Below are 25,728 nucleotides of genomic sequence, written 5' to 3' on the forward strand. Positions count from 1 at the left end.
CCATTCCAGGCAAAAGTCCAAGTTTTTCTATTACTTAAACCATAACAATATTATGAAAAAAAATATACGAAGACAACTAATTATGATGTCAAAAAAGGTGTTATACGCGTTCGTTTTTCAGTTGATTTTTTGTACTGTTTTGTTAGCAAACTCAGGCAATGCCCAGCGAAAAAATATCGAACAGGTTCGAGTTGATTTGAGCGAGGAAAATTCCTCCTTGCTCTCAATTTTCAATAAAATCGAACGGCAATCAGGTTTTGAGTTTACTTACAATTCCAGCACAGTAAATCTCAATCAAAAAGTTTCTGTCTTCTCAGATAAAAACACTGTTTATAAAATTCTGCAAGACGTTTCGCTGAGCACTGGACTCCGATTTATACAAGTGAATGATAACATTCATGTCAAGGAGCGGGTAACCTCAGCTGAAGTAGACGTGAGTATCGCCATAAGAGAGAATATCGCTGTGTCAGGTATGGTGACTGACTCAAATGGGAATGGAATGCCCGGAGTGACTATTATTATCAAAGGCACGACAAACGGAACGGTAACTGACCTAGACGGAAAATATCAAATCAATGCTGAAACTACCGATGTGTTGGTTTTCTCATTTATAGGCTACTCCAACCAAGAGATTTTGGTTGGAAATCAAACTATGATAGATGTTTCCCTGACTGAAGATGCAACCAATCTTGAAGAAGTTATTGTGATTGGATATGGTGAGAAAAGTAGAAAGCTAATGACCGAGTCCATCGGAACCGTCAGTTCGGCAGAGATCAACAAATTGCCAATCGCCTCAGCAGATCAAGCTTTGCAGGGGCGTATTTCAGGAGTTCAGGTTACAGCTGTTGATGGTACACCAGGATCTCCGGTTTCGGTAAGAGTGCGAGGAGTAGGTACGGTGGGAAACACACAGCCTTTGTTCGTAGTGGATGGAGTGCCTGTAGGAAATAATTCAAGCGGAATAACCAATCCTCTTTCAACGATTAATCCAGCAGATATTGAAAGTATTTCTGTTTTGAAAGATGCTTCGGCATCAGCGGTATATGGAGTGAGAGCTGCCAATGGTGTAGTTTTGATTACCACCAAAAGAGGAAAGAAGGGAAAACCTACAGTCAATTTGGATTCCTACTACGGTGTTCAAAATATTACTCGGATTCCAGACTACATGAATACGAATCAATGGCTTGGACTGACTCAAGATGCCTATAATGCGGCAAATACCCAGAATGGTTTGGCTCCCACAGATGCTGCTTATCAAGTATTGCATCCGGATCTACGAGAAGGAAGCCCGATTAGAAATAGGAATAATCAGCTTCAATGGCGGGATCAGGCACTCAATCTGAATGCTCCGATTCAGAATCACAACGTAAGCGTATCTGGTGGTGGAGATAATTATAATTATTTTGTTTCAGGCGGATTTTTTGGGCAAGAAGCTACGGTGCAAAAATATGATTTGAAACGCTATAATTTCCGAGCCAATTCAGATTTCAGAGTAAACAAAAGACTGAAAATCGGACAAACATTTACAGTTTCACATCAAGAGATTATTAGAGGCATTAATGGTGGAGGCGATGGTTTTCTGCTACAGAGTGCTTTGACAATGCCTCCATTCTTTAATGTTTTCGAAGACCCATCAAATCCGATCCCCGGCAATCGATATGGCTATGACGGGAATAATGACCTCGGTGGGTTGACGATAGGAAATCAAGTAGGTATAAATCAAATCGTGAATAATAATGATCGACTTACTAGAATGTTAGGAAGCATTTATGCTGAACTGGAGATTTTTAAAGGGTTGACCTATAGGTCTGTTTACTCCATGGATTTTAGTAATAACAGAGATGATTCTTGGAGACCTGAGTATTTGGTTTCAGAAATGGGATTGAATAGACCGGGCAATCAATTCAATGATTCTCGAGGTGAAGGGTATACTCAAGTCTTTACAAACACACTTAATTACTTCAAAGAAATAGGCAAACACTCTGTTGACATACTCGCAGGTATGGAGTATCAAAAAAACAGATCCACTTCACTTTCAGTCCAAGGAAGTGATTTTATAAGTAATTCTAAAGATTTCTATGAAGTGGTCAAGAATGGTAGAGGAGATCCAAATATAGGAGGCGGAGCGGGTCAGTTTGCTTTTGTCGGATATTTAGGACGTATTTCCTATAACTATGATGATAAATATTTGCTTACAGGAACAATCAGAAGAGACGGTACAAGTACTTTCTCGGCTGAAGATAACCGAAGATGGGGGACCTTTCCTTCTTTCTCGGGCGCCTATAGAATTAGCCAAGAGGATTTTTTCCCAAAATCCGGAATTATTTCTGAGATGAAAATCAGAGGAAGCTGGGGTCAACTTGGTAACTCAAATACGGCGGCTTATCCACATATATTCAGGGTGTCAACTACTCCTGATTACGGAAGTGGAAGTACCACTATCCAAGCACCTGTTCCTATCAATTTTGTCAATAAAAATGTAAGATGGGAAACAGTCGAGACGATCGATTTTGGCGTTGACCTGGGACTTTTTAATAACAAAGTTGATCTTTTGGTTACTTATTATAACAGGACTACCAAAGACTTCCTGTATTCTCTACCATTGCCTAATTCTACAGGTTTTGGAAGTACGCCTGTAAATCTTGGCAGAGTGAGCAACAAAGGAATCGAGATAGAGCTTGGCTACAGTAAGACGTTTTCCAATGGAATCCAACTTTCGTTAAACGGTAATTTCACCACAGTACAGAATAGGCTGGAAGAACTTGCGCCTGGAATCGAGGAATTCACATCAGATGCCAACTATCGAACAGCTGTAGGTCAACCAATTGGTTATTTCTTTGGATATAAAACTGACGGTATTTATCAGACCCAGGCAGAAATCGATGCCATTTTCACTGGAGGTTTTGTAGATAAAAATTCTCCCCAAAATCCTAGACCTGGTGATGTCAAGTTTTTGGATATTAATGGTCCGGGTGCTGATGGACAGCAGTTTTCCGGTGAACCAGACGGGGTCATAGATTTCAATGATAGAACCTATCTAGGAAAAACTATCCCGTCTTATTTCTATGGGTTAAATATTGGATTGAATTACAAAGCATTCGATTTGTCCATGCTATGGCAAGGAGTAGGGGATGTCCAAGTATTCAATCAAGTAAGACAGGATAACCTGAATCTGGAAGGTGGCGGAAGAAATATGCTAACCGAAGGCTTGAATAGATGGACTGGTCCGGGTACAAGCAATGATGTTCCCAGGGCTATAAACGGCGACCCAAATCAAAACTTCAGATTTTCTGATAAGTTCGTTGAGGATGCAGGATTTGTCCGATTACGAAATATTCAGATAGGCTACACTGTTCCTAAGACTGTACTTAACAAGTTAGAGGGTTTCTCCAGTGGAAGAATTTACCTGGCTGCATCCAATTTATTGACTATTACGAACTACACGGGTATGGATCCTGAGGTTTTGACGTTTGGCTCCAACTCTAACCAAATAGGTGCTGGAACTGATAGAGGAAATATGCCACAGCCTCGCATCTTTCAAATGGGAATCCAACTTCAATTTTAAAACTTAAAATCTAAACGCATGAAAACTAAAATATTATCAAGTTTGCTGATTCTAAGTTTAGGAATTGGCTTTGGATGTGATGACAAATTAGATCTACCACCGCTGGGTGAATTGAATTCGGAGACCTTCTATAAGACTGTAGAAGATTTTGAAGCGGCATCATTGGGTCCATATAGTACCCTTCTCAATTTCTATTTCGATCAAAATGGACAAGGGCACTACAACGGAATAGAATATCCCTCTGACGATACTCGTCATGGAGGACAAGGTGTGAATAATAACAACGACTTTATCTGGCTTCCAAATAATGGAGACTTTGCATGGTTATATTCTCAGAGTTATAAAGGAATCATGAGAGCTAATGTGATTCTGAACGAAGTGCCAAATGCTGATATGGTTGATCAAGAAAAGGCAAGGTTTGAGGCTGAGGCTAAGTTCCTCAGAGCTTACTTTTACTTTTTGCTTGCAAATAATTGGGGAAATCCACCATTGATTTCTGAATTGACCACCACATTGGAAGGTGCTCAAGTGGGTAATAGTCAGCCTGGTGAAGTTCTCAATCTGGTAGAGACTGATTTGATTTTTGCAAAAGAGAATCTTCCTCGCTCCTGGACAGGTACTGATTTGGGTAGAGCCACTGCCGGTGCGGCACAGGCACTTTTGGGTAAAGTCTATTTATACAGAGAGAAATACTCGCAAGCAGCGGTAGAGTTAAACGCCGTTATCGGCAGCGGCACCTATACTCTTCTGGATAAATTTGGAGATAACTTCAGGGAGTCACTGGAAAACAACCGAGAGTCGCTTTTTGAGATTCAGTTTACCCGTGGTGATTTCAACACATGGCTACCTGCTGATTTCGGATTGGAAGGAAATCAAAATGTAGGGCATGCCGGTACGGGCAGAGCAATCGTATTTAGAGCATCTTGCTTCTTGGGTATTTGCGCTCCAGGCGCCAATGGCCAAGGATATGGTAGAATGCATGCGACCAAGAGTTTGCAAAAAGAGTTTGAGCAGGGTGATCCGCGAATTATCTCAACTATTTATCGTCAAGGTGATCCGTATTTTGGAAGTAGTTTTGATTCACTTTGGTCTATCACCGGTGCGACTCCCTCCAAATATTTGATGGACTATATTTCTTACGATCAACCAAATGCAGGCACAAACAATGAACGAGTGATCCGACTGGCAGATGTATTTCTTATGGCAGCTGAAGCTGAGCTTTTAGGAAATAATAATGTGTCTAAAGCGGCAGAATATGTGAACATAGTCCGAAATCGAGCCGATCCTACAGGAGCTATATTGGCGCCAAGATCAGCGGCAATATCCCCTGATGCGATGTTGAAATTCATCATGCATGAGCGTAGAGTGGAATTGGCCTTTGAGGGACATCGCTACGCAGATCTGGTCAGATGGCACAATGCAAGTATCATAGATATCCCCAATGATATTGATTTTGGAAATCCCGGAAACCAAAATTGGAATGAAACATACTTGCTCAAACCATATCCCCAGCGAGAACTTGATCTTGTGCAAAGTCTTTCTCAAAATCCAGGCTATTGATTTGAAAATAAGTTGAAGAGGTAGGAGAAATCCTACTTCTTCATTAGTAAATATGTGTTGCCGCAAAGCTGCACATAGCCAAATTTGTTATTGATTTGATTTGAAAAATCCCTCCCGATATTCGGGACAGGCTCTTGCCCCCTTTGAAAAATGGGAAATTTGCTCCCTTTCCAATCAAGATTTTGTTTTAATTCCTTAAGTGCACTTATGAGAAGAAACATATTAGTAAATAGTCAATTCGTAAATCGTCTCTGTGAAAAAAACTCTACTTGCCTTTAGTTTTATTTCGATACTGATTAGCTGTAATGATTTGGATAAAGAAGTATTTCGAAAGATTTCTCCTGAAGACTCCGGGATTCATTTTTCTAACGATCTAGTTCTGTCAGACTCCTTCAATGCAATCGAATTTGAATATGTCTACAATGGCGCCGGACTGGGAGTTGCAGATTTTGACCAAGATGGCTGGATGGATGTTTTTTTTGCCGGAAACCAGGTTTCTAATCAGCTCTATCACAATATCAAAGGAAAAAAATTTCAGGATATCACTGATGCTGCTGGACTTGGAGGAAACTCTGACTGGTGTACAGGAGTCAGCATTGTAGATATCAACCAAGACGGATTTCCGGACATTTATGTCAGCGTAGCGGGATTTGAAAAGAATGCAACTCGTAATTTATTGTACATAAATCAAGGTGATCTGACTTTCACGGAAGAGGCAGCTAGCTATGGCATAGATGACTCAGGATATGGAACTCAGGCCGTATTTTTTGATTATGACAAAGATGGCGACTTGGATCTGTATGTATTAAACAATGCATTGGAGACTTATAATAGGGGAAACATCAAACCAAAAGTCGTCGACGGATCAGCTGCAAGTAATGATCGGCTCTACCGAAATGATGGCCTGAAAAGATTTACAGACGTAACCCTATCCGCCGGAATACTGAAAGAAGGTTGGGGATTGGGCGTTTCCGTTTCAGATTTAAATGGTGATGATTGGCCTGATATCTATGTGTCAAATGACTTTCTGTCAAACGACCTGCTCTATATCAATCAACAAGACGGAACCTTCCTAGACGAGATTACCGATCGACTTTCCCATCAAAGCTTGAATGGTATGGGCAATGATGTGGCAGATTACAACAACGATGGATGGCCCGATATCGTGGTGTTGGATATGCTTCCTGCGGATAATTTTCGTGAAAAAATGATGTTACTACCCACCAGTTACAATCAGTTTAAAATGAATCTTCACGAATCTTACCAACCTCAATATGTGCGAAATACCCTTCAGCTAAATCAGGGCGGGAAATTCAGCGAAATTGGTCAATTGGCAGGAATCGCAAAAACCGATTGGAGTTGGGCAAGCTTGTTTGCAGATTTTGATCTGGATGGACAGAAGGATCTTTTTATCACTAATGGCTATCGCAAGGATGTGACCAATCTGGACTACATCGTCTATTCCAATAATACCTCAGCATTTGGTACACCTGAGGCAAAGCGGGAGGAGATTCTCAAGGAAATGAATCTTCTCGAAGGCGTGAATCTCCACAACTTTATTTTTCAAAATCAAGGAGATTTGACATTCAAAGATCAAAGCTTGAACTGGGGAATGGAAGAAGAAACATTCTCCAACGGTGCGGTCTATGTAGATTATGACAATGATGGCGATCTGGATCTGATCGTAAACAATATTGATCAAAAGGCCTCAATCCATGAGAATCGAACGCTGGAAGCAAGGTCTCCCAATTCAAACTATATAACTATCAATCTTAAGGGGTCAAAAGGTAATATTGATGCCTTGGGAGCAAAAGTCTGGCTGGAGACTCAGAGTGGCTTCCAGTTTCTTGAAAAATACCCCGTTCGTGGGTATAAATCATCGGTAGATCCCAGATTGAATTTTGGATGGAAAATAGATGATCCTTTGGTCGCTCTTTGGGTGAAATGGCCAGATGGTAAAATTCAATCTGCATTCAATACCGCTTACAACAAGATCGTTGAAATTGAGTATGCTCCCAACCAAACTGTATTGCCAGAGCATCTAACGGTTAGTTCCAAAAAGATTTTCATCGAAGCAGAAGTGAAAGGGCTGGACTATACTCATGCAGAACCCGATTACAATGATTTTCAAGTGCAGGGGGCCTTGCCAAGAAAGTATTCCTCAGATGGCCCAGTGTCAGAAGTTGGAGACTTGGATGGTGATGGCTTGGATGATCTAATCGTGGGAGGTAGCGTGGGCGAATCCACTTCTATCTTCTTTCATAATGCGGATGATTCATTTACAAGATTGAGTCTGGAGGAGACCATTCCTTTTCATGATTCCGGAATAGCAATTTTAGATGCAGATCGAGATGGAAATATGGACTTGGTTCTGCTATCAGGAGGCAACCGGTTTGAAGTAGGAGACAAGCATTATGAAACAAGACTCTACCTAGGCAAAGGGAACCGCAAGTTTGAGCGGGATGTATCAGCGATTCCTCAATCCCCAAATAATTCGGCAGTAATTAAAGCAAGTGATATTGATCAAGATGGTGATCTGGATTTAGTGATTGGCGGAAGTATTCTGCCTGGCTATTTTCCGATGAGCTCTGATAGTTATGTGCTTATCAACCAGTCTGGGAAGTTTTCCAGAGTCGACTTTCAGTTGGATCAAGGACTTGGCAAAATTGGAATTGTGGGAGATATTGAACTGGTTGATTTGGATCAGGACGGATTTGATGATTTGGTCCTAGTTGAGGAATGGGGTAAGGTAAGAATATTTCAAAACCGAAATGGACAGTTTTTTGAAATCGGAATGGATCTTTCTCACAGACTTGGTGGCGGTTGGTGGAGGAGCGTCACCACAGCTGACTTTGATCAAGATGGGGATATGGATTTGATTTTGGGAAATCTGGGAGATAATCAATTGGATCAGCCCAGACTGGAAAGACCTGTTCGTCTGTACTATGGTGATTTTGATCTCAATGGCACAAGAGACCAGGTTTTGACCTATTTCAATGCTGAAAATGAGGTGGTCAAGTATCCAAGAGATTTATTGATCGCCCAAATTCCAGTAATTAAAAAAAGATTTCCCGATTATAACAGCTATGCAATCGCAGATCTCAAGCGTACTTTTCGAGCCGATGAGCTGGCACTTGCCCGTAGGTATGAGGTGACGAACTCTTCCTCTTATTATTTGGAAAATTTGGGCGACTTCAACTTTGAGCTTACCAAATTACCTATCGAGTCCCAGTTTTCTCCACTACTGGATGCACAGGTGTTGGATGTCAATTCCGATGGATTTGAAGACTTAATCTTTGTCGGCAATGACTACGGCATGGAGATGCAAGCTGGGCAGCAGGATGCCTCACTAGGTGGAGTGCTGTTGTTCAATCCGGAGACAGGATTCCAATCTATTTCAGCAAGGAAAAGCTGTTTTCAGGTGAAAGGAAATACTAAAGCGATAGAAAAAATCCAGCTGGCAAGCGAGAAAGTTTTGCTTTTGGTTCTTCAAAATGGTGGTCAGTCAAAAGTTTTTCAATTCGACTCATCCAGTATTTCTAGTAATTGGCCGTGATGCAAAGTAACTAGAAGATACTTGAAGTTAGTTAAATTAGATAAAATGAAGGGTAAATTAGGTTTATATCAATCGTTTGGATTTTTGTGAGTTATATCGATACACATTTGTTTATTTATTGGTAAAGCTTCAAATCGAGTAGCTTTCCTTGCCGTTTTTTATTTTTAAGATAGAGTCGCTTATATTGGGATTACAGGCAATTGTGGAAATTTTAAGAGTTTCATCCACAAAAAAACCTGTAAAGAATTTCTTTACAGGTTTTGATTTGCTTCTAGTGTAGTAATTTGATTAATTCTCAAAAATTTTGAAAATCAGTCTTTTAATTCATTTAAACTCTTAATTTTTCAGTAATAATTCACTGATTTTTATAATTATCAAGGAGTTTAGATACTTTGCCCTAGGCGGAAACCTAGGGCTTTTGTGCACTCGGAAGGATTCGAACCCTCAACCCTCAGAGCCGAAATCTGATATTCTATCCAGTTGAACTACGAGTGCAATGATGTATTGAGGATTGCTCCTCAATACATTTTATATATTATGCTTCGAGTACAGCCTGTACTTTGTCAGCAGCTTCTTTCAGCGTAATCGCTGAGAATACTTTCAATCCTGAATCATCAATGATTTTTGCACCTTCGGCAGCATTTGTACCCTGTAGTCTTACGATAATAGGAACTCTGATGTCTCCGATTGTTTTGTAAGCTTCTACCACACCGCTAGCGATTCTGTCGCATCTTACGATACCACCGAAAACGTTGATCAAGATAGCTTTTACATTAGGATCCTGAAGGATGATTCTGAAACCAGCCTCCACTGTAGTAGCGTTTGCCCCTCCTCCCACATCCAGGAAGTTAGCAGGTTCGCCACCTACCAACTTGATCATATCCATAGTCGCCATCGCAAGACCAGCGCCATTCACCATGCAGCCTACGTTTCCGTCAAGTTTCACATAATTCAGTCCTGATTCGCCAGCTTCTACTTCTAATGGATCTTCTTCAGCCACATCTCTCAATGCTGCCAACTCTTTTTGTCTATAAAGCGCGTTGTCGTCGATATTCACTTTAGCATCTACTGCCAAGATTTTATCATCAGACGTTTTCAATACTGGGTTGATCTCAAACTGAGAAGAGTCAGTTCCTTCGTATGCATTATAAAGAGCAGTGATGAATTTTACCATTTCCTTATGTGCATTTCCAGAAAGACCAAGTCCGAAAGCTACTTTTCTAGCTTGGAAAGGCTGCAGACCAACTTTAGGATCGATCCACTCTTTCATGATTTTCTCAGGGGAGTTTTCTGCAACTTCCTCGATGTCCATTCCACCTTCGGTAGAGGCCATGATTACATTGCTTCCCGTAGCTCTGTCCAATAGGATGGACAAATAATATTCTTTTGGCTCAGAAGCACCTGGATAATATACATCCTCAGCGATCAAAACCTTATTTACAACTTTTCCTTCTGGGCCAGTCTGGTGAGTTACCAATGTACCGCCAAGGATATTTTTAGCCTTTTCAGCGACGTCTTCTAATTTCTTAGCAAGTACAACTCCATTAGAACCAGTTTCATTGACTTTGCCTTTTCCACGACCGCCTGCGTGAATCTGAGCTTTGATCACAAACCAGCTCGTACCGGTTTGCTCCTTCAACTTAACGGCTGCTTCATGAGCTGCTTCAGGTGTTTCGGCGACTATACCTTCCTGAATACGGACTCCGTAACCTTTTAATACTTCTTTAGCCTGATATTCGTGAATATTCATCCTTTGGAAATTTTTGCCCGAAGTTAAGCCCTAAGACTCGATAAATCAAACGCGGCTTTTTCCTTTTTCAGCAAAAAAAGCCGTTAATTCCCGACCGGGATAAGCAATTGTCCTATTTTTGAATCAATAAAAAATGTTAGCATGCTGAAAGCCAATGGAATCCATAAATCCTATGGAAGCCTACAAGTATTAAAAGGAGTAGATCTCGAAATTTTAACTTCTGAAATTGTTTCCATAGTCGGTTCCTCAGGAGCAGGAAAAAGTACACTTCTACATATTCTTGGGACTTTGGATCATCCGGACCAAGGCACTCTCGAGATGGATGGGAAAATGCTCCTCAATCTAAAAGGGGAGGAGTTGGCAAAATTCAGAAATGAACGAATTGGCTTTATTTTTCAATTTCATAATCTTCTTCCGGAGTTCACAGCCCAGGAAAATATTATCATTCCGGGACTGATCGGCCAAACTTCTCCCGCGAAATTGAATAAGAAATCAGGAGAACTAGCCGAATTGCTTGGTATCTCTCATCGGTTGGATCACAAGCCATCTACACTTTCGGGCGGAGAGCAGCAGCGAGTGGCCGTGGCTCGAGCTTTAATAAACAGCCCTGCGGTGGTGTTTGCAGATGAGCCAAGCGGCAACTTGGACACTCAAAATGCCAAAGGACTGCATGAGTTGTTTTTCAAGCTCCGCAAAGAACTCGGCCAAGCTTTCGTGATCGTCACGCATAACGAAGAGCTGGCCGCGATGGCAGATCGAAAGGTTGTGATGCAGGATGGGTTGATTCTTTGAGAATAAATGCCCGATGCCTGATGACGGATGAGCGAATCCTAGGTTGCTTTAAACATTCGTAACTACACGATTCTAGAAGAGAGATTGCGGATTTGGAGACACCTTCTTAATTAAAAAAAAACGCTTCATTAAATATAATTGCACCTTTGCGCCCTACCGGGAGAACAAATATTCTTTCTGATTTGTAAAATTTATTGACTTTAGAAGGTAAAAACCGCTGAGGTCAAAAAAAGACCTCAACCGTTAAAAACGTTGCGCCGGCGCGCCGTGGCGAGAGATTTTTTTGCAATCTTATTTCTGCAGACTCTTCAACATACTCTGGATATGTCCCTTCGACTCGAACATGTCTGAAAACACAGCTTCTACTTTATATTCTTTATTTATTAGATAGGTAACCCGCTTTGGCATTTTGATCAGTGGAATGAGCGCATCGTAGGACTTGCAAACTTCCCCACTTGGATCGGAAAGCAAATCAAAAGGAAGCCTATGTTCTTTTTTGAATCGCTCGTGAGAAGTGATCGTATCTTTACTGATCCCAAAAACAGGGATATCCAAATTTCGAAAAGCTTCAAACTGATCTCTGAATTCACAGGCTTCTGCAGTGCATCCTTTCGTGAAGTCTTTAGGATAAAAATAAAGTATAAATGCTTTTCCCTTGAGATCTTTTGATGAATCAACTGATTTAGCTCCTGTGGATTTCAGAATAAATTGCGGTGCAATACTTCCTTTTTTCAATGCCATAAATTGTAAAACCCAAGTTGGAAAGAATGGTTCGGATGTTTGTGAAATTGTCTATTGCTAATCAAAGCAATAGCTAAAATTGCCTGTTCAAAAACTCGGGTAAAACCAACTTTGGTCATTTGACCGGGTTCAAAGGCAGATTATCCTCGTCTCGAAAGTTTAATTAAGTATGCCCAGAAAAATCCGGAGATTTTAAAATACTCTAATTAAGTGCAACTATTTAGTTATGAATAGATTGAAACTTTTATTATGTATATTGTGATGAATAAGTCAAGGCGCTCAATCGTGAGATGACTATTTATTTGAGATTCAAATTTTTTTAAGCGAATCAATAAAATAGCTTTTTTTTAGGCATAGTCCAAGTACAATCCTTTACAGTTAATTAAGACTCAACTTTAGGCAAGCCATATGAAGTCAGATGATCAAAATCAAAAAATGACTGTAAGTCAGAAGAGGTGGATAACAGTAAGCGCAATAGCATTTTTTATTTCGCTCTCAGCATCTTTTTTATTGATCGTATTCGGAAACAGGTTAAGCGATTTTGGAATTACAAACAAAATCTATTTCTTAATATTAATTCCATTAGGTTTTAGTTCTGCTGCTTTTTTATCAGGTGCGATGAAATCCTACGCGTCTTATACATCAGATGGAAAAGGATTACCGGGAAAACTTGAATTAACCGGACCAATCGTTATTTTTTTGCTTGTGGTCATTGGAGGATTTTATATTCCCAAATTAATGGAGGAAAGTCAAACTTTTGATTTAAAGGTAAGGATTCTAAGCGAAGATCAGGAAACAAGCCAGTTTGACGATGGGAGCATGCGATTGTACTTGGATGATAAAACCTATACTGGAAATATCAGGGAAGGAGAGGTTGTCTTTTCGACGATTCCCAATGAATTTCAAAATAAAAATGTTAGGATAGAATTACTGGTGGAAGGTTACCAATTGGTCAGTCCAGAGGGCATAAGAATTTCTAAGGACAAGCGAGCTCTTGACCTTCAGGTGAAAAAGAAGGAAGCTTACAAGTCAACTGTGGTTAGGGGTAGCGTAACCGATGAAAAAGGGTATCCTATACCCAATGCGATATTGAATTTCAGCTCAGGTCTAGCCACGGGTTCCACCAATGAAATTGGAGACTTTAATATCCAAGTGCCTATCGAACAGGGAAGGAAAATACCTCTTAAGATTTTATTGCAAGGTAAAATCGTGTTCAATGAAAATGTGACTTTAGATTCGCAGTCACCACTGAGCTTTAAAATTGTGGCAAATTGAAGAGCTATGAAAGTATATATAACAAATTCGTTTCTCTTTTTATTGGTATTCATGCAGTCAATATTATGTTTGGCTCAGCAAACCCAAATATTTCGAGGAAGGTTAGTGCATATAAATGGGTTGGACTCGCTTGTTCAAAATATTCAAATTAGGCTTTTAGATTTAGGGACAGGTACATCTGGTACAGACGGTGTTTTTGCGATTGCAATACCTAAGGATATTAATGAAGTTACTGTAGAATTGGTGAATAACGAGTCAACTATTATTTATCCCAGAGAAGGGAAGATAAGTGTTCCTAAGAATGTGGATATATTGGTAGAAGTTATCATTGGGGAGTCCACTATGAATATTCTAACAAAGGCAATAGCAAGAAGTAACAACGAAATAAAGGCGAATTTAGAGCAAATTGGAATAAATCAAGGAGATATAGAAGAGACTTTAAATGCTTTCAGGAATGATATACAATCCTTAACAGATATTAAAATATCAGATTTAAAAAAGGAAATAGATCTAGAAGATAAACAATCTTCATTTTATCAAGAAATGTCCATTACCTTATTAAATTATATTAATGAAGCAAAAGATATCAAAGATGCCTTCAAGTTTGTAAGCAGACATGCTTTTGATGACCAACAAGCATTGTTGTTACTCACAGATGCGGTTAATAATTATAATGTTGCATATGAAGAGTTGAATAAAGAGCATAGTACCTATGAAGTAGAGATACAGAAACTTTGGCAAAGTGAGAGAAGGACTTCAGAAGCCCGAGAAGTTTTTAACTATGCATTGGGTGAGCTTCATAGCTCTAATATTTTTGTATTAAATTTGAAATTGGAAGATATAAATAATTACTTTCATGGTAAAATTAAAAGTTCGGAGAAAAAACAAATTAAAGAATCTATACTAAGAGAAATAGATCAAACCGAATTTCAATTGGATAGAAGATTAGCTGAGTTGGATAAAAGAGCGCTGGTTTTATTAGCCAACTTAAGGAACTGAATATGGTTTAAATTAATTGTAATAATAGTTAATTTGTTTATTCATTTATAATAGTAATTATATGAAAGACTCTCTCATAAACCAAAGAACTTGATATAATAAATTTTTAAAGACATGATGATGAAACTATTTTCCCTTATCGAGATCGGCCAAAAACTCATATTGAGTTTGTTCGTCGTAATTGTAATAGTGGGTTGTGAATCAAAAGAGGTTCCTGTTCCCATTCTTGACTCTATATCACCTTCAAAAGGGTATATAGGAGACCCAGTGCTTTTAACTGGCCAGAATTTAAATAATCCAAGCAAAATTTTATTCAACCAGACGGAGTCTGAATATGCATTAGGTACTAAAAATAGTATCACAATTGTGGTCCCTCCTGGAGCAGATCTGGGTGTTAACTCTATTACTCTTGTAAACAAGGGGGGTAATTCCAATATCATGACCTTTGAAGTACTAGAAGATACTAGAGTGGTGGATTCTGGGCCGCCTAAACTCGTGAGTTTGTATCCTTCTAATAATTTCATAAAGTATCCTTTATTGATTTATGGTGAGAATTTGTCAGCTTCACGGGTCACTTTCAATGGCGTTCCTTCTCCAGTATATACAAATAATAGAAATGTGGTGACAACTACCATCCCTGATGGCTTACCTTCTGGAATAGTTAAATTAAAAATAATAACACCAAAAGGCGAATCAAATACATTTGATTTTACAGTATCTGGCCCTCCTCCAGCTGGAGTGCCTGTGGTTAACTTTTCCATAGTTGCAGTTCCTCCTCCAGCCTACGTTCCCACTATTTCTAATAACTGGTCATGTGGTTTATTTAACATAAAGACTGTTAATCAAACTGTAGTAAATGGCACAATTGAAATAAAAGGAACATTTGACGATCTTAACCTAATCGATGCTAATGGAAATTCATTTATAGAAGGATATTACGAGTTTAGCTATGATAAGGGGAAGAAATATAACTCCTTAAACTATGTGCAAATTAAAAACAAAAATACTGGCGAAATCTGGGCAGGTCAATTTTCATCAGAATATGTTAACCCATGTATTCTCAAAATGATACTAGTATCATCAGTTTCAGGGGAGGTTTTCGAATGTGATTTCGATAGGAGAGTCAATGGGGTGGATAATTGTGATAACTGATTTAATCTATTAACACTCTTATACTTAAAGAAATGTTGTCATAAGAGTAATAGTTTTTACCTCCAACTTCTTTTGCATAATAAACGTTGAGTGCATAATTCTTAGAATGCTGATATTGCGTGCCAAGGCCAAGTTGAGTTGTTCCTGCATTCTTGAAAATACTCTCATTTGATCGGATTTGCACGTGATTGCCAAACCCGAAGAAAATTACTTTTTGAGTTGCCAGATAACTTAGAAAAAGCGAAAATGGGAATATGTAAATATTGGAGCTTTTCTTATTATTAATCCCATATTGCATACCGATCTGAGAAAACAAGAATAGTTTTTTGGTGATTGGTTGATTATAAAATATTTGAGCATTAGCGTAGACTTGTTCCAACCCAAACAGATAACTATAGTCAGATTTTCCATAGGTAGGAAACCAAGTGCTCACTTGTATGACAAGATTATAATTCTTCAGGAAAGGCCTCCATCTCATTCTTGGGCCAATAGAAGTAACAGTTAAGCCAGTGGAAATGTCAGGGTACTCTTTTTTGCGGAAAATAGAAGATGGAAAATTATTTGCATTGTTGTCTATATCAACCAATCCTGTATTAATATCTAATCCAAGATTCAGTCGATCACTTTTAATTCCATAAGTGGCTTGAAGGCCATTTTGTAAATACGTTTGTAGAAAAGGTAAATCATCATTATTCCCAAGGTCATTTCTAAAGCTGCCAGCATATGCCAGTGAACTAAAGAAAACAATTTCGATTTCGCCACTATTAATTACAATCGAAGAAACAGCAGGGATTAGTTGTCTATATTTGGCTATGGAATCTTTTAATACGCTGTATTTTTGTTCAATCTTATCGGAATCCTTTGCGGAATCCAATAAGATTTTATCCTGACCAAAACTAGTAAGGATAATGAAACAATAAATGATGGACAATAGACCTAAATGTTTCATAAAATAATGAATAAAAATTTCTATTTGGTTAGACTTATTAAGCTCATGATTTAGTATATTCAGAAAAGTACTTAGTTTTCATTCAGCTAAAGTTCATTCATTTTGATGCAATTTTGGGGACTAACTAGTATTGAACTTTAGCTCATATTCCCTACCAACAATTTTATTATTTAAAGGATTATGTGTGCCATAAAGAATTGATACTAAAGGCGTAAGTACTTGAAAGTCAAAGCATTTTTATCGGCCGAACCAACTAACGGCTAACCAAAACAACTATTCTCTAACAAAGAGTAATACTGACTGATTTAATGTTAAGAAATTTACTGATATGAATTTAATTTTTTTTACTGAAAAAAGTATATTCATATTCGGATATCTTCAAATAATCAAATGGAAATAATGGTTCAAATGGTTTGTGAAGTTGGCATACTTAAGTATTAGAGACCTATACCATGAGATTGTGGAGCTTTTGCTCAAGTTTTTCTTTAGAATTTATCTGCGAGATTAGCTATAACTATACCTGAAGAAGATCTGCATAGATCTAAAAACTGCAAGAATTTTACTAAACCCTATGAATTTATTGAAAGAGTTTAGGTGAGTCTTCGTCCTACTCCACTAAGTTGTTATGATTTATTCTTTAAGTCGAGGTGCTTATCCAATATGATATTTGGTGAAAGTGAGATCAATTTGTTAGAATTTTTGAACTATTGCTCCGACAAATTCCTTAAAAAAGGATCACTCTGAAAAGCTACTATTTTGAAGATTAACAGTGTCCAGTCCATGCTTTTGGCTGGAATTTTTTTCGCTCTGATGAATGTCTCTGTCAAGTACATTCCGCATATTCCCGCCATAGAAATTATAGTTTTCAGATCTATTTTCTCATTGGTTTTTAGCTATTTGGTTTTGAAAAAGCAAAAGGTGAATGTCTTTGGCAACAATAAGAAATGGCTGATTATCCGTGGGGTTGTAGGATCTATAGGTCTGATTTCATTCTTCTACACGCTTCAAAATATTCCTCTGGCAAGTGCGGTCACTATTCAATATTTGTCTCCGGTCTTTACCACTATCTTCGGAATTTACATTCTGAAGGAAAAAGTAAAGCCTATTCAATTCTTATTCTTTGCTATTTCCTTTGTAGGTGTGATCGTCATTCAGGGGGTTGATGCTCGGGTAGATACATTCTGGGCAGTAGTTGGGATTATCTCCGCGATCTTCTCTGGCTTGGCCTATAATGTCATCCGCAAGCTTAAGAACACAGAGCATCCTTTGGTCATCATTTTCTATTTCCCTCTTGTGACGCTCCCATTTGCATTAATTGTCTCAGCTTTTGGTTGGGTGAATCCAGTCGGATGGGATTGGGGGATTTTGCTTTTTATAGGTATTTGCACCCAGACTGCGCAGTATTTCTTGACTATTGCCTATCAGAATGCCAACGTTTCAAAGGTGGCAAGTCTTACCTATATAGGAATAGTGTACGCGTTGATATTTGGGTTCTTCTTTTTCGGAGAGACGTTCAATGCCTTAGCTTATGTGGGAATGGGGCTTGTTTTGTTGGGGATTCTACTGAATATGCGGGTGAAGCAAGTTTCGTAAATGAATTGGACAGGAAATTAAAGGAGGTTATTTTTGAGTTAAGCTAAAACGAAAAATGAAAATCACGAAAGATCTATATCAAGGCTCACTTGCGCTTCTGACAGATTTTTATCAGCTGACCATGGCTTATGCTTATTGGAAGTCAGGAAAAGCTGAGCAGGAAGCTGTGTTCAATCTTTTCTTTCGAAAGCATCCTTTTCACGGCGGATTTACCATTGCTGCTGGGTTGGATTATATAGTGGACTATTGCAAAAATTTCCAATTTAGCGAGGAAGATTTGAGTTATCTGGCTACGATGAAAGGCAAGGGTGATCAGGTGTTATTTGAAAGTGGATTTTTGGATTACCTCCGGGAAATGAAATTCAGCTGTGATATCGATGCAGTGGAAGAAGGAACGGTTGTATTTCCCAATTCACCTTTGGTGCGCGTGAAAGGCCCACTGATCCAATGTCAATTACTAGAAACGCCACTTTTGAACATTATCAATTTCCAAACTTTGATCGCCACCAAGGCTGCAAGAATTAATCTGGCTGCGCAAGGAGAACCAGTTTTGGAATTTGGTCTACGCCGTGCTCAAGGAATTGACGGTGGTTTGGCTGCTTCGAGAGCAGCGTATATAGGCGGTTGTACTTCCACGAGTAATGTGATGGCAGGAAAGCTTTTTGGAATACCGGTATCCGGTACGCATGCACATAGCTGGATCATGTCTTTCGAAACCGAAATGGAAGCATTTGAAGCCTATGCTGATGCTTTTCCAGATCAATCTATTTTCCTAGTCGATACCTATGACACAGTAAATGGAATCAAGAATGCCATCAAAGTTGGAAATGCTTTGCGAAGCAAAGGCAAAGAAATGGTCGGTATCCGGATCGATTCCGGTGACTTGGCCTATTTCAGTAACGTGGCAAGAGAAATGCTCGATGAAGCAGGTTTTCCTGAGGCGAAAATAGTCGCTTCCAATGATCTCGACGAAAGTATCATTACTTCTCTGAAAGGACAGGAAGCTTCTATCAATGTATGGGGAGTAGGGACGAAATTGGTGACCGCTTTTGATCAGCCAGCATTGGGTGGAGTTTATAAATTGTCTGCGATCAAAGATAAAAATGGTACTTGGGTTCCCAAAATCAAGCTTTCGCAGCAATCGATAAAAATCAATATTCCCGGATTACATACGGTAAAGCGTTTTTTTTCCAAGGGAAAAGCAGTTGCAGATATGATCTATCTGGAGTCTCAGGAACTTGACCCGCAGGCAGCTTTAATTATTGATCCAAATGATCCTACGAAAAGAAAGCGAATGATGCCCGCCTATTATCAGGAGGAAATATTATTGAAGCCAATATTTACTAAAGGCAAGCTGATTTACAAGCTGCCGACAATCAATCAGATCAGAGATAGGGTTCAAGATCAGCTGAATTTTTTGGACAAGACACATAAGAGATTGGTAAACCCGCATTTGTATCCGATCGGTTTAGAAGAAAATCTGCATCAATTGCGTATGGATTTGGTATTGAAAGCAAAACAAATTGATAATGGCAATGAATCTGAAAAATAGCGTACTACTGATTGTGGATGTACAAAATGACTTTTTGCCGGGAGGCAAATTGGCAGTTAATAGTGGAGGTGAGGTCGTTCCAGTCATCAATGCACTGCAGGAGCAATTCGATTTCATAGTCGCCACACAGGATTTCCATCCGGCAAATCATGGAAGCTTTGCTGCAAATCATATGGGTAAAAGCGAGGGAGAGCTGATCGACTTAAATGGTTTACCGCAGATTCTCTGGCCAGTTCACTGCGTGCAGGGAACTGAAGGAGCCGAGTTTCATGAGGAGTTGAACCCAATCAAGTGGAAGGCTATTTTCCAAAAAGGCAAAAATCCCGAAGTTGATTCTTACTCAGGATTCTTTGACAATGCCCAAAGAGAAGATACCGGACTTGGGGATTTTCTGCAAAACGAAGGAATAATGACTGTTTTTGTGACGGGACTTGCACAGGATTATTGCGTGAAATTCACTGCGTTGGATTCAGTCAGTTTGGGATTCAAAACTTATCTGATCACAGATGCGACCAGAGCAGTAAACCTCTCACCTGAAGATGGAGGTAAGGCTTTGGATGAAATGAAAAAAGCAGGAGTGAAACTTATCGATAGTACAGCCATACTAGATTAATCATGTTTGAATATAACTCAGAGAAGCATTATCCAAAGGAGACAGAAAGCAGAGTTCTGATTAGATTCCAGGATTGTGACCCGCTTAGACATTTGAATAACGCCAAGTATTTCGATTACTTTTTCAATGCACGGGAAGATCAAGTGCCAAAGCTTTACGGCGTGGAGATGATGGATTTCATCAAAAAATATCAGGCTGCCTGGGTGATATATAATCACAATATTTCCTATGTAAAGCCAGCTATGGTGGGTGAGTGGGTACGGATTAAGAGTCGCATTATCTGGCATAATCATAATACGGTGGTTTTAGAATATTTCATGACGGATGATAGCGAGACTCAATTGAAAACCCTATTGTGGACAACGATGCGCTACGTGACACTGGCGGAAGGGAAATCTACAGATCACGCTGGAGCAGTGAATGAATTCCTGACGGCGACATCAATGAAAGTCGATATTTCGGGAATTCAGATAAAAGATAGGGTGAAATCACTTTCACAGGAGCTTAGAAAGAGTTGACATAAATCAAATTTATGTATCTACGCGAACAAGACCTGTACACGAGCGTACAGGTTTTTATTTTTTAAATCATTTAATTTCAGGCACTTATAATTTTTTAAAAAATTAATATTTACTATTAGTTACAATAGAGTGTAACCTGCATTTTTTCCGAATCAGTAGTAAACTGTGCGGGTGCAATACAATTTCAAGGTAAAGCGATCATTTTTAGAACAGTTATCAGTAAGGAATTGAAGTATTAGCCAAATTATATATTGTGCCAAATACAATTTCAATAAAAAGAAGCCCTTCTGAAAATGGCTTTGAAAGGCCCTTCTGACACAGTTGGTACATGGTTCGCAACAGGGACAAGCATATCTCTAAACCAACAATGTTATGAAAACTCTAATCACATTCGCTCTCGCTGGACTTTTAGCTACCAGTACTTTTGCCTCCAATGATCTGGAAGATTTGAAAGCAAATTCATCCGTTTACACGAACTATAAGAAGATTTCAGTTCTTCTCAGTGGAGGTGTCGGTAAAGCAAAAATTGCCATTTATGATATGAGCGGCATCAAACTTCATCAAAGATCTGTCAAAGCAAATGAGGATCTACGTGTTCCGTACGATTTGAACGGCCTTCCTTGTGCAGAATATCAAGTAGTGATCACTACAGATGAGGAGGAAGTGATCTACACCGTAAAAACTGTCGAGAAAGAGGTGGAAACGCCGACTGTTTACCCGCTCATGGCTTATGGTAAAAAAGTAAATGATTATACGATTAATCTATTAGTCATAGGATTAGAAGAAGCTGGAGTAGATGTCAAAATCAAGAGGGTTTCAGATGATAGACTACTTCATGAGGAAATGGTAGATCAGCCAGAAGGATTCCGAAAAGACTACAGATTAAATGGAGTTCATGCTGAGGATGTCTATATCGAAGTTACTGACGCAAAAGGCAGAACCCGCACAATACATATTTGAATTCTAATCCAGCCTCTTGTGTCCAAACCCTGAATCGTGAGATTTGGGGTTTTTTCTTTTAGTTTTTTTAACCGAAGACTGCACGAAGGTTTGCGCAGAGAGGGCCAATGCAAAATGGTTTAACCACAAAGGACACTAAGATTCCGCAAAGGGAACAATCTAATATTAACCTAACTCCTTGATCATTGAGTTTGTAAACCGATCATGAAATACTTTTTTCCATACAATGCGGAAGGGGCAAAAAATCTTTCGCCGTTACCCATTGGAAGCAGTCTGAGGACTGCATTTCAATTGGTCCAAGTCAGGAGACTTAAACCAGAATCTATGTTTTTCTATGTGACTATGTGGTCCAAGATAAAAAGGTTGGTGAGTATACGGAATCTTGCCAGTAGAAAATTTATAGGATCAAAAATTCATAGACACCTTGAATTCTGGTTTTCTTCGGTCATCGGTCTTCCAACGCATTGACCAAAGAGAATTCGCTTACAGGAAGAAAAGCGTACATACAGAAAAAGGTTTAACCTAGACTGTTTTTACGCTTTTCTTTGTGGGCTTTGTGGCCGGATTTTATTTGCCCAACATATGAGCTGTCAACTCATTCGCGATTTGCTCTAGATCTGTTCCCAGCATCTCTTTGTTCACTTGCAACACTTTTTCTCTTTCAAGTTTTGGTAATTGTTCAAAGCCATAAAAAGCTCCTAAAATCCCACCGGCTACTGCGGCTGTAGTGTCATTATCTCTGCCGTAATTTACGAGAAAAGTGAGTGTTCCCATAAACTCAAAATCTGAATAAATCATAGCTGTGAGTGTCTGAAGCCATATTTCACCTGCATGAAAAGGCATATCCTGCAGTCTCTCATCTAGCTGCGCAAAAGCAAATTGGAGCGCTTTGCTATCTGGGTGAAGTAGATTTCCCAAAGTGTCTTGCTGTGCCGCTTCGGAAGAAATCAAGAGCGCATTTTTCAAAATGCTATAAGCTGTTCTACCTACCAACCTGCTTTCAAAGTAATTGGCTGGATCCAAACGTAAGGATGCGAGTAAATCTTCCTTCGTGGCATTGAGCTTCATTCCAGCTGCTGTCATGGCTGCGGATTGTGCTGAGATGTCTTTGGCATAGCCCAAATCATAAAAAGAAAGTTTGTAAGCTTCCTGGTATGCCTTTTCTGGATTTCCTGGAAAGAAAGAACCTAAGGTAGGAGAGTACAACAACCCCGCACAAACCATTTCACCTCCGTAAAATTTTCCCAGTGAATCAGCATATCCAACCAGATTGTCATCAATAAAAGGCTTACTTACCTTTGCCCATTCTTGCAACCACCCTAGTTTTAATGAAGCTGATTCAAATGGCTCGGGATCAGTGCTTTTTATCTCCTTAAATTCTTTAGCATAAGACTCATAAGTAGTAAGTATTTGCTTCGCAAAATCCTTCGCATTCAACTCATCATGCTTTTGCGTAAGCAGATATGTAGAAGTCAATACCTTCCAGCGCGTATCGTCAGTGGTGCCACCAGCAGGCAGATTGGCTATCCAAATTCCTTCTGAAGACACTTGACGAATCATGGAGTCAAGGCTTTCTACAAATCCATATTCCAAGTTGATAGCGTCTCGTGACCACATCTCGGTAGGAGCTCCCATCGCGTCCCCAATGGCTGATCCCACCAGCATTCCCAGTATTTTGTCATGCAATTGTTTCTCTGTTAGTCCCATCTCTGGTACTTGTTCATCAGAAAACTGGATAGGAATATTGGATGTCTTTTTGCCGCAGGCGGTCAATAGGATAAACAGAAGAAAGACGATGTTCAGGTTTTTCATTGGGACAAAATAAAGGTTCTGGCTTTTTCTAAAAGTTTTTTCTTCTCATCTAAGGAAAGTGACAAGGGAAGTTGTGCTATGCCTATGAGTCTTCTCATGATCTCCATACCTCGGTATGCATTCACCAAGTTTTCAGCATAGCTATGCTCATAACTTTTTAAAAAATCCTCCTGAAAACTGGCATCCATTCTAGCCAAATCAAAATGTGCGAAAAGAACCCCAAGATCAAATTCGCTGTCGCCCATATACGCAAACTCAGTGTCGATGATTTTGACTCCGTTCTCAGTTTTGAGCCAGGAAGCTGGGTAGAAATCCCCATGCAATAAAGTGGTGCCGTGCGATAAATACCGCTTTCCAAGAGTTTCTAAGGCAGATTTCAACTCAGTGTCTTTTTTATACTTCAAACTGATCACCTGTAAACCCGGCTGAATAGTATCTAAATCAAATCCATTTTCCTCCATAAAAGGAAAGTGAAAAAGGTGCTCATGGTTTAGCTTTCTCATTTCCAGATTATCGGGAAAATTGCTCACTTCCAGTTCATGCAAAGCATTCAAATACTTGCTGATAGAATGAAAATCTTTCGTTTTCCAGGTATAGCCTTGAGCATAAATGTCATTGAAGTCCATTCCATCTCCCAGATCTTCAATGAGTAGTATGTGATGTTCGGCATTGTAGAGAATGACTTTTGGGCTGTAGCCACTGAGTACTTCATCATCCTCTATGAGCTGGTAGTAGCAAAGTTCAATCTCAATTCTATCTATCGGAGCTGGGATCTGTGGGAATTTCCGAACAAAGGGTTTAGACTGCTTTAGGATAACTGATCTCAAGTTTGTTTTTATACGCAATACCAGATTCATGTTGCTTTCTCCCGCGGGGGCAGCTGAAAGGAGCTTTTCATTTTCTTTCCAGAGTGGGAGAGAGTGGAGCGTATGAAGACTGGATTGTTCCTTTAGATCGATCATTGTACTGGATTTATGTAATAAGTAGCGAAACTATAAATAAGTTTAGTTAGACTGACACGATTTTGTATAAGTTGCACACGGATAGGCAAAAGGTCTTTTCAAAGACAAAACAACGTGTAAGGAGTTAATTTCTTAATTTCGAACTGAATTAAACCCTAAAATTTAGAGACCATGTTTGGACTACCCCGAACCCTTTTCACTGAAGAACACGATCTTTTCAGAGTCAGTGTAAGAGATTTTATCGCACAGGAAATAACCCCATATAATTCCCAATGGGAGAAAGATAAGATGGTGTCGCGAGAAAGTTGGCTCAAGCTTGGAGAAAATGGTTTTTTGGGAATACAAGCCCCAGAGCATCTTGGAGGTAATAATGTGCAGGATTTTCGCTACAACGCCATTTTCATAGAAGAACTTGGCTTGAGTGGATGCTCTGCTCCAGCAATTGGATACCCGCTTCATAATGATATCGTGATGCCTTACATTTTGCGCTTTGGAACTGAGCAAGCTTTGGAAAAGTATATTCCTAAGATGATTTCAGGTGAATACATAGGAGCAGTGGCAATGACTGAGCCGGGAGCTGGTAGTGATCTGCAGGGTATCCGCACAAGCGCAATAGACCATGGGGATTATTATTTGGTGAATGGCAGTAAGACTTTTATTACAAATGGATATCTATCTGATGTAGTGGTGGTCGCGGTGAAAACAGACCCCCAGAAAGGTGCAAAAGGAATCAGCCTGCTTTTACTGGATAATTCCATGGAAGGCTTTACAAAAGGTCTCCCTTTTGATAAAGTAGGTCTGCATGCACAAGATACCTGCGAGTTGTTTTTTGAAGATGTCAAAGTCACCAAGGAAAATTTGCTGGGTAAAGAAGGAGAAGGATTCACATACCTGATGACCGAACTGGCGCAGGAGCGTTTGGTGGTGGCGTTGGCAGCGGTAGCATTGGGTGAATACATGCTTCAGGAGACAATTAAGTATGTGAAAGAGCGAAAGGCTTTTAATCAGGCGATTTCCGAATTCCAGAACACCCGCTTCAAATTGGCAGAGATGTGTGCAGCGCTAGAGCAGGGAAGGATTTACTGCGATTACCTCGTTCTGCTTCACAATGATGGCAAATTGGATTCTGCCATGGCCTCAGCGGCAAAATACAATATGACTGAGTTGCAATGTAAAGTAGCTGATGAATGTGTACAGCTGCATGGTGGCTATGGATATATGTGGGATTATGGCGTGGCTAGAGCTTATGCTGATGCCAGGGTGCAGCGGATCTATGCCGGAACTAATGAGATAATGAAGGAACTGATAGCGAGAAAAATCTTGAAATAGTTAAAAATCCTTTTGACCAGAGCCAAGTTTTCGATTAATTCAACAAA

The 25,728-nt window shown here is 39.5% G+C and carries 18 protein-coding genes and 1 tRNA gene; 13 read left to right on the plus strand and 6 right to left on the minus strand.

Going from position 1 to position 25,728, the window contains the following annotated elements; genetic code table 11:
* The first annotated feature begins 52 nt into the window (after positions 1-52).
* The 3 genes from BVH04_RS02420 (at position 53) to BVH04_RS02435 (ending at position 8,681) form a co-directional block, all read left to right on the plus strand.
* Positions 53-3,565 (plus strand): SusC/RagA family TonB-linked outer membrane protein, encoded by a 3,513-nt coding sequence (locus tag BVH04_RS02420; RefSeq protein WP_086539737.1) that lies wholly within the window; start codon positions 53-55, stop codon positions 3,563-3,565.
* Between the two features lie 18 nt (positions 3,566-3,583).
* Entirely contained in the window at positions 3,584-5,125 is a 1,542-nt protein-coding gene (locus tag BVH04_RS02425; RefSeq protein ID WP_086539738.1) for a RagB/SusD family nutrient uptake outer membrane protein, read from the plus strand.
* 253 nt (positions 5,126-5,378) lie between these two features.
* Positions 5,379-8,681, plus strand: coding sequence for a VCBS repeat-containing protein (locus BVH04_RS02435; protein ID WP_140160504.1), 3,303 nt, complete (start codon positions 5,379-5,381; stop codon positions 8,679-8,681).
* A 421-nt stretch (positions 8,682-9,102) separates the two neighbouring features.
* Here BVH04_RS02435 and BVH04_RS02440 read toward each other — a convergent pair.
* Positions 9,103-9,176: transfer RNA gene (locus BVH04_RS02440), tRNA-Arg, on the minus strand.
* A gap of 40 nt (positions 9,177-9,216) precedes the next feature.
* A complete protein-coding gene (sucC, locus tag BVH04_RS02445) occupies positions 9,217-10,431 on the minus strand; it encodes an ADP-forming succinate--CoA ligase subunit beta (protein WP_086539741.1) in 1,215 nt (404 codons plus the stop codon).
* A gap of 141 nt (positions 10,432-10,572) precedes the next feature.
* On the opposite strand from sucC, the gene BVH04_RS02450 reads away from it, so the two are divergent.
* Positions 10,573-11,223 (plus strand): ABC transporter ATP-binding protein, encoded by a 651-nt coding sequence (locus tag BVH04_RS02450; RefSeq protein ID WP_086539742.1) that lies wholly within the window; start codon positions 10,573-10,575, stop codon positions 11,221-11,223.
* Between the two features lie 291 nt (positions 11,224-11,514).
* On the opposite strand, the gene BVH04_RS02455 is transcribed toward BVH04_RS02450, so the two are convergent.
* Complete coding sequence (locus tag BVH04_RS02455; protein WP_086539743.1) at positions 11,515-11,964, minus strand: peroxiredoxin; 450 nt, start codon at positions 11,962-11,964, stop codon at positions 11,515-11,517.
* Positions 11,965-12,372: 408 nt separating this feature from the next.
* Here BVH04_RS02455 and BVH04_RS02460 point away from each other — a divergent pair, with 408 nt between their 5' ends.
* The 3 genes from BVH04_RS02460 to BVH04_RS02470 all read left to right on the plus strand — a co-directional run bounded on the left by BVH04_RS02460 (position 12,373) and on the right by BVH04_RS02470 (position 15,390).
* Positions 12,373-13,239 carry a carboxypeptidase-like regulatory domain-containing protein gene (locus BVH04_RS02460; protein ID WP_086539744.1) on the plus strand — a complete coding sequence of 289 codons (867 nt, stop codon included), beginning with the start codon at positions 12,373-12,375 and terminating at the stop codon, positions 13,237-13,239.
* 6 nt (positions 13,240-13,245) lie between these two features.
* Positions 13,246-14,238, plus strand: coding sequence for a hypothetical protein (locus BVH04_RS02465; protein WP_086539745.1), 993 nt, complete (start codon positions 13,246-13,248; stop codon positions 14,236-14,238).
* A gap of 114 nt (positions 14,239-14,352) precedes the next feature.
* The gene (locus BVH04_RS02470; protein WP_086539746.1) at positions 14,353-15,390 is read left to right on the plus strand and encodes an IPT/TIG domain-containing protein; all 1,038 of its coding nucleotides are present in this window, start codon (positions 14,353-14,355) and stop codon (positions 15,388-15,390) included.
* Between the two features lies 1 nt (position 15,391).
* Here the strand turns inward: BVH04_RS02470 and BVH04_RS02475 are convergent, their stop codons facing one another.
* The gene (locus BVH04_RS02475) at positions 15,392-16,339 is read right to left on the minus strand and encodes a transporter family protein (protein ID WP_086539747.1); all 948 of its coding nucleotides are present in this window, start codon (positions 16,337-16,339) and stop codon (positions 15,392-15,394) included.
* A gap of 780 nt (positions 16,340-17,119) precedes the next feature.
* On the opposite strand from BVH04_RS02475, the gene BVH04_RS02480 reads away from it, so the two are divergent.
* From BVH04_RS02480 to BVH04_RS02500, 5 genes are all read left to right on the plus strand, one after another.
* Positions 17,120-17,932: a DMT family transporter gene (locus BVH04_RS02480; RefSeq protein ID WP_086539748.1), complete on the plus strand. Its 813-nt coding sequence runs from the start codon at positions 17,120-17,122 to the stop codon at positions 17,930-17,932.
* Between the two features lie 55 nt (positions 17,933-17,987).
* Positions 17,988-19,484: a nicotinate phosphoribosyltransferase gene (locus BVH04_RS02485; protein ID WP_086539749.1), complete on the plus strand. Its 1,497-nt coding sequence runs from the start codon at positions 17,988-17,990 to the stop codon at positions 19,482-19,484.
* A complete protein-coding gene (gene pncA / locus BVH04_RS02490; RefSeq protein ID WP_086539750.1) occupies positions 19,462-20,097 on the plus strand; it encodes a bifunctional nicotinamidase/pyrazinamidase in 636 nt (211 codons plus the stop codon). Before BVH04_RS02485 ends, pncA begins: the two co-directional genes overlap by 23 nt.
* A 2-nt stretch (positions 20,098-20,099) precedes the next feature.
* A complete protein-coding gene (locus BVH04_RS02495) occupies positions 20,100-20,615 on the plus strand; it encodes an acyl-CoA thioesterase (protein WP_086539751.1) in 516 nt (171 codons plus the stop codon).
* A 375-nt stretch (positions 20,616-20,990) separates the two neighbouring features.
* Positions 20,991-21,578, plus strand: a complete 588-nt coding sequence (locus BVH04_RS02500; RefSeq protein ID WP_086539752.1) for a hypothetical protein — start codon at positions 20,991-20,993, stop codon at positions 21,576-21,578.
* 567 nt (positions 21,579-22,145) lie between these two features.
* Here BVH04_RS02500 and BVH04_RS02505 read toward each other — a convergent pair.
* Together BVH04_RS02505 and BVH04_RS02510 are read right to left on the minus strand one after the other, a co-directional pair.
* Positions 22,146-23,390, minus strand: coding sequence for an ADP-ribosylglycohydrolase family protein (locus tag BVH04_RS02505; protein WP_086539753.1), 1,245 nt, complete (start codon positions 23,388-23,390; stop codon positions 22,146-22,148).
* Positions 23,387-24,352, minus strand: a complete 966-nt coding sequence (locus BVH04_RS02510; protein ID WP_086539754.1) for a phosphotransferase — start codon at positions 24,350-24,352, stop codon at positions 23,387-23,389. The genes BVH04_RS02505 and BVH04_RS02510 overlap by 4 nt, the downstream gene beginning before the upstream one ends.
* A 171-nt stretch (positions 24,353-24,523) precedes the next feature.
* Here BVH04_RS02510 and BVH04_RS02515 point away from each other — a divergent pair, with 171 nt between their 5' ends.
* Positions 24,524-25,681: an acyl-CoA dehydrogenase family protein gene (locus BVH04_RS02515; protein WP_086539755.1), complete on the plus strand. Its 1,158-nt coding sequence runs from the start codon at positions 24,524-24,526 to the stop codon at positions 25,679-25,681.
* Positions 25,682-25,728: the final 47 nt, after the last annotated feature.

This window comes from Algoriphagus antarcticus (assembly GCF_002150685.1).
Taxonomy (GTDB): domain Bacteria; phylum Bacteroidota; class Bacteroidia; order Cytophagales; family Cyclobacteriaceae; genus Algoriphagus; species Algoriphagus antarcticus.

Excerpts from the sequence above, each read along its gene's own strand:
- BVH04_RS02420 (WP_086539737.1), top strand. The coding sequence starts at position 53 with ATGAAAAAAAATATACGAAGACAACTAATTATGATGTCAAAAAAGGTG.
- BVH04_RS02425 (WP_086539738.1), top strand. The coding sequence starts at position 3,584 with ATGAAAACTAAAATATTATCAAGTTTGCTGATTCTAAGTTTAGGAATT.
- sucC (WP_086539741.1), bottom strand. The coding sequence starts at position 10,431 with ATGAATATTCACGAATATCAGGCTAAAGAAGTATTAAAAGGTTACGGA.
- BVH04_RS02450 (WP_086539742.1), top strand. The coding sequence starts at position 10,573 with ATGCTGAAAGCCAATGGAATCCATAAATCCTATGGAAGCCTACAAGTA.
- BVH04_RS02455 (WP_086539743.1), bottom strand. The coding sequence starts at position 11,964 with ATGGCATTGAAAAAAGGAAGTATTGCACCGCAATTTATTCTGAAATCC.
- BVH04_RS02460 (WP_086539744.1), top strand. The coding sequence starts at position 12,373 with ATGAAGTCAGATGATCAAAATCAAAAAATGACTGTAAGTCAGAAGAGG.
- BVH04_RS02465 (WP_086539745.1), top strand. The coding sequence starts at position 13,246 with ATGAAAGTATATATAACAAATTCGTTTCTCTTTTTATTGGTATTCATG.
- BVH04_RS02470 (WP_086539746.1), top strand. The coding sequence starts at position 14,353 with ATGATGATGAAACTATTTTCCCTTATCGAGATCGGCCAAAAACTCATA.
- BVH04_RS02475 (WP_086539747.1), bottom strand. The coding sequence starts at position 16,339 with ATGAAACATTTAGGTCTATTGTCCATCATTTATTGTTTCATTATCCTT.
- BVH04_RS02480 (WP_086539748.1), top strand. The coding sequence starts at position 17,120 with ATGCTTTTGGCTGGAATTTTTTTCGCTCTGATGAATGTCTCTGTCAAG.
- BVH04_RS02485 (WP_086539749.1), top strand. The coding sequence starts at position 17,988 with ATGAAAATCACGAAAGATCTATATCAAGGCTCACTTGCGCTTCTGACA.
- pncA (WP_086539750.1), top strand. The coding sequence starts at position 19,462 with ATGGCAATGAATCTGAAAAATAGCGTACTACTGATTGTGGATGTACAA.
- BVH04_RS02495 (WP_086539751.1), top strand. The coding sequence starts at position 20,100 with ATGTTTGAATATAACTCAGAGAAGCATTATCCAAAGGAGACAGAAAGC.
- BVH04_RS02500 (WP_086539752.1), top strand. The coding sequence starts at position 20,991 with ATGAAAACTCTAATCACATTCGCTCTCGCTGGACTTTTAGCTACCAGT.
- BVH04_RS02505 (WP_086539753.1), bottom strand. The coding sequence starts at position 23,390 with ATGAAAAACCTGAACATCGTCTTTCTTCTGTTTATCCTATTGACCGCC.
- BVH04_RS02510 (WP_086539754.1), bottom strand. The coding sequence starts at position 24,352 with ATGATCGATCTAAAGGAACAATCCAGTCTTCATACGCTCCACTCTCTC.
- BVH04_RS02515 (WP_086539755.1), top strand. The coding sequence starts at position 24,524 with ATGTTTGGACTACCCCGAACCCTTTTCACTGAAGAACACGATCTTTTC.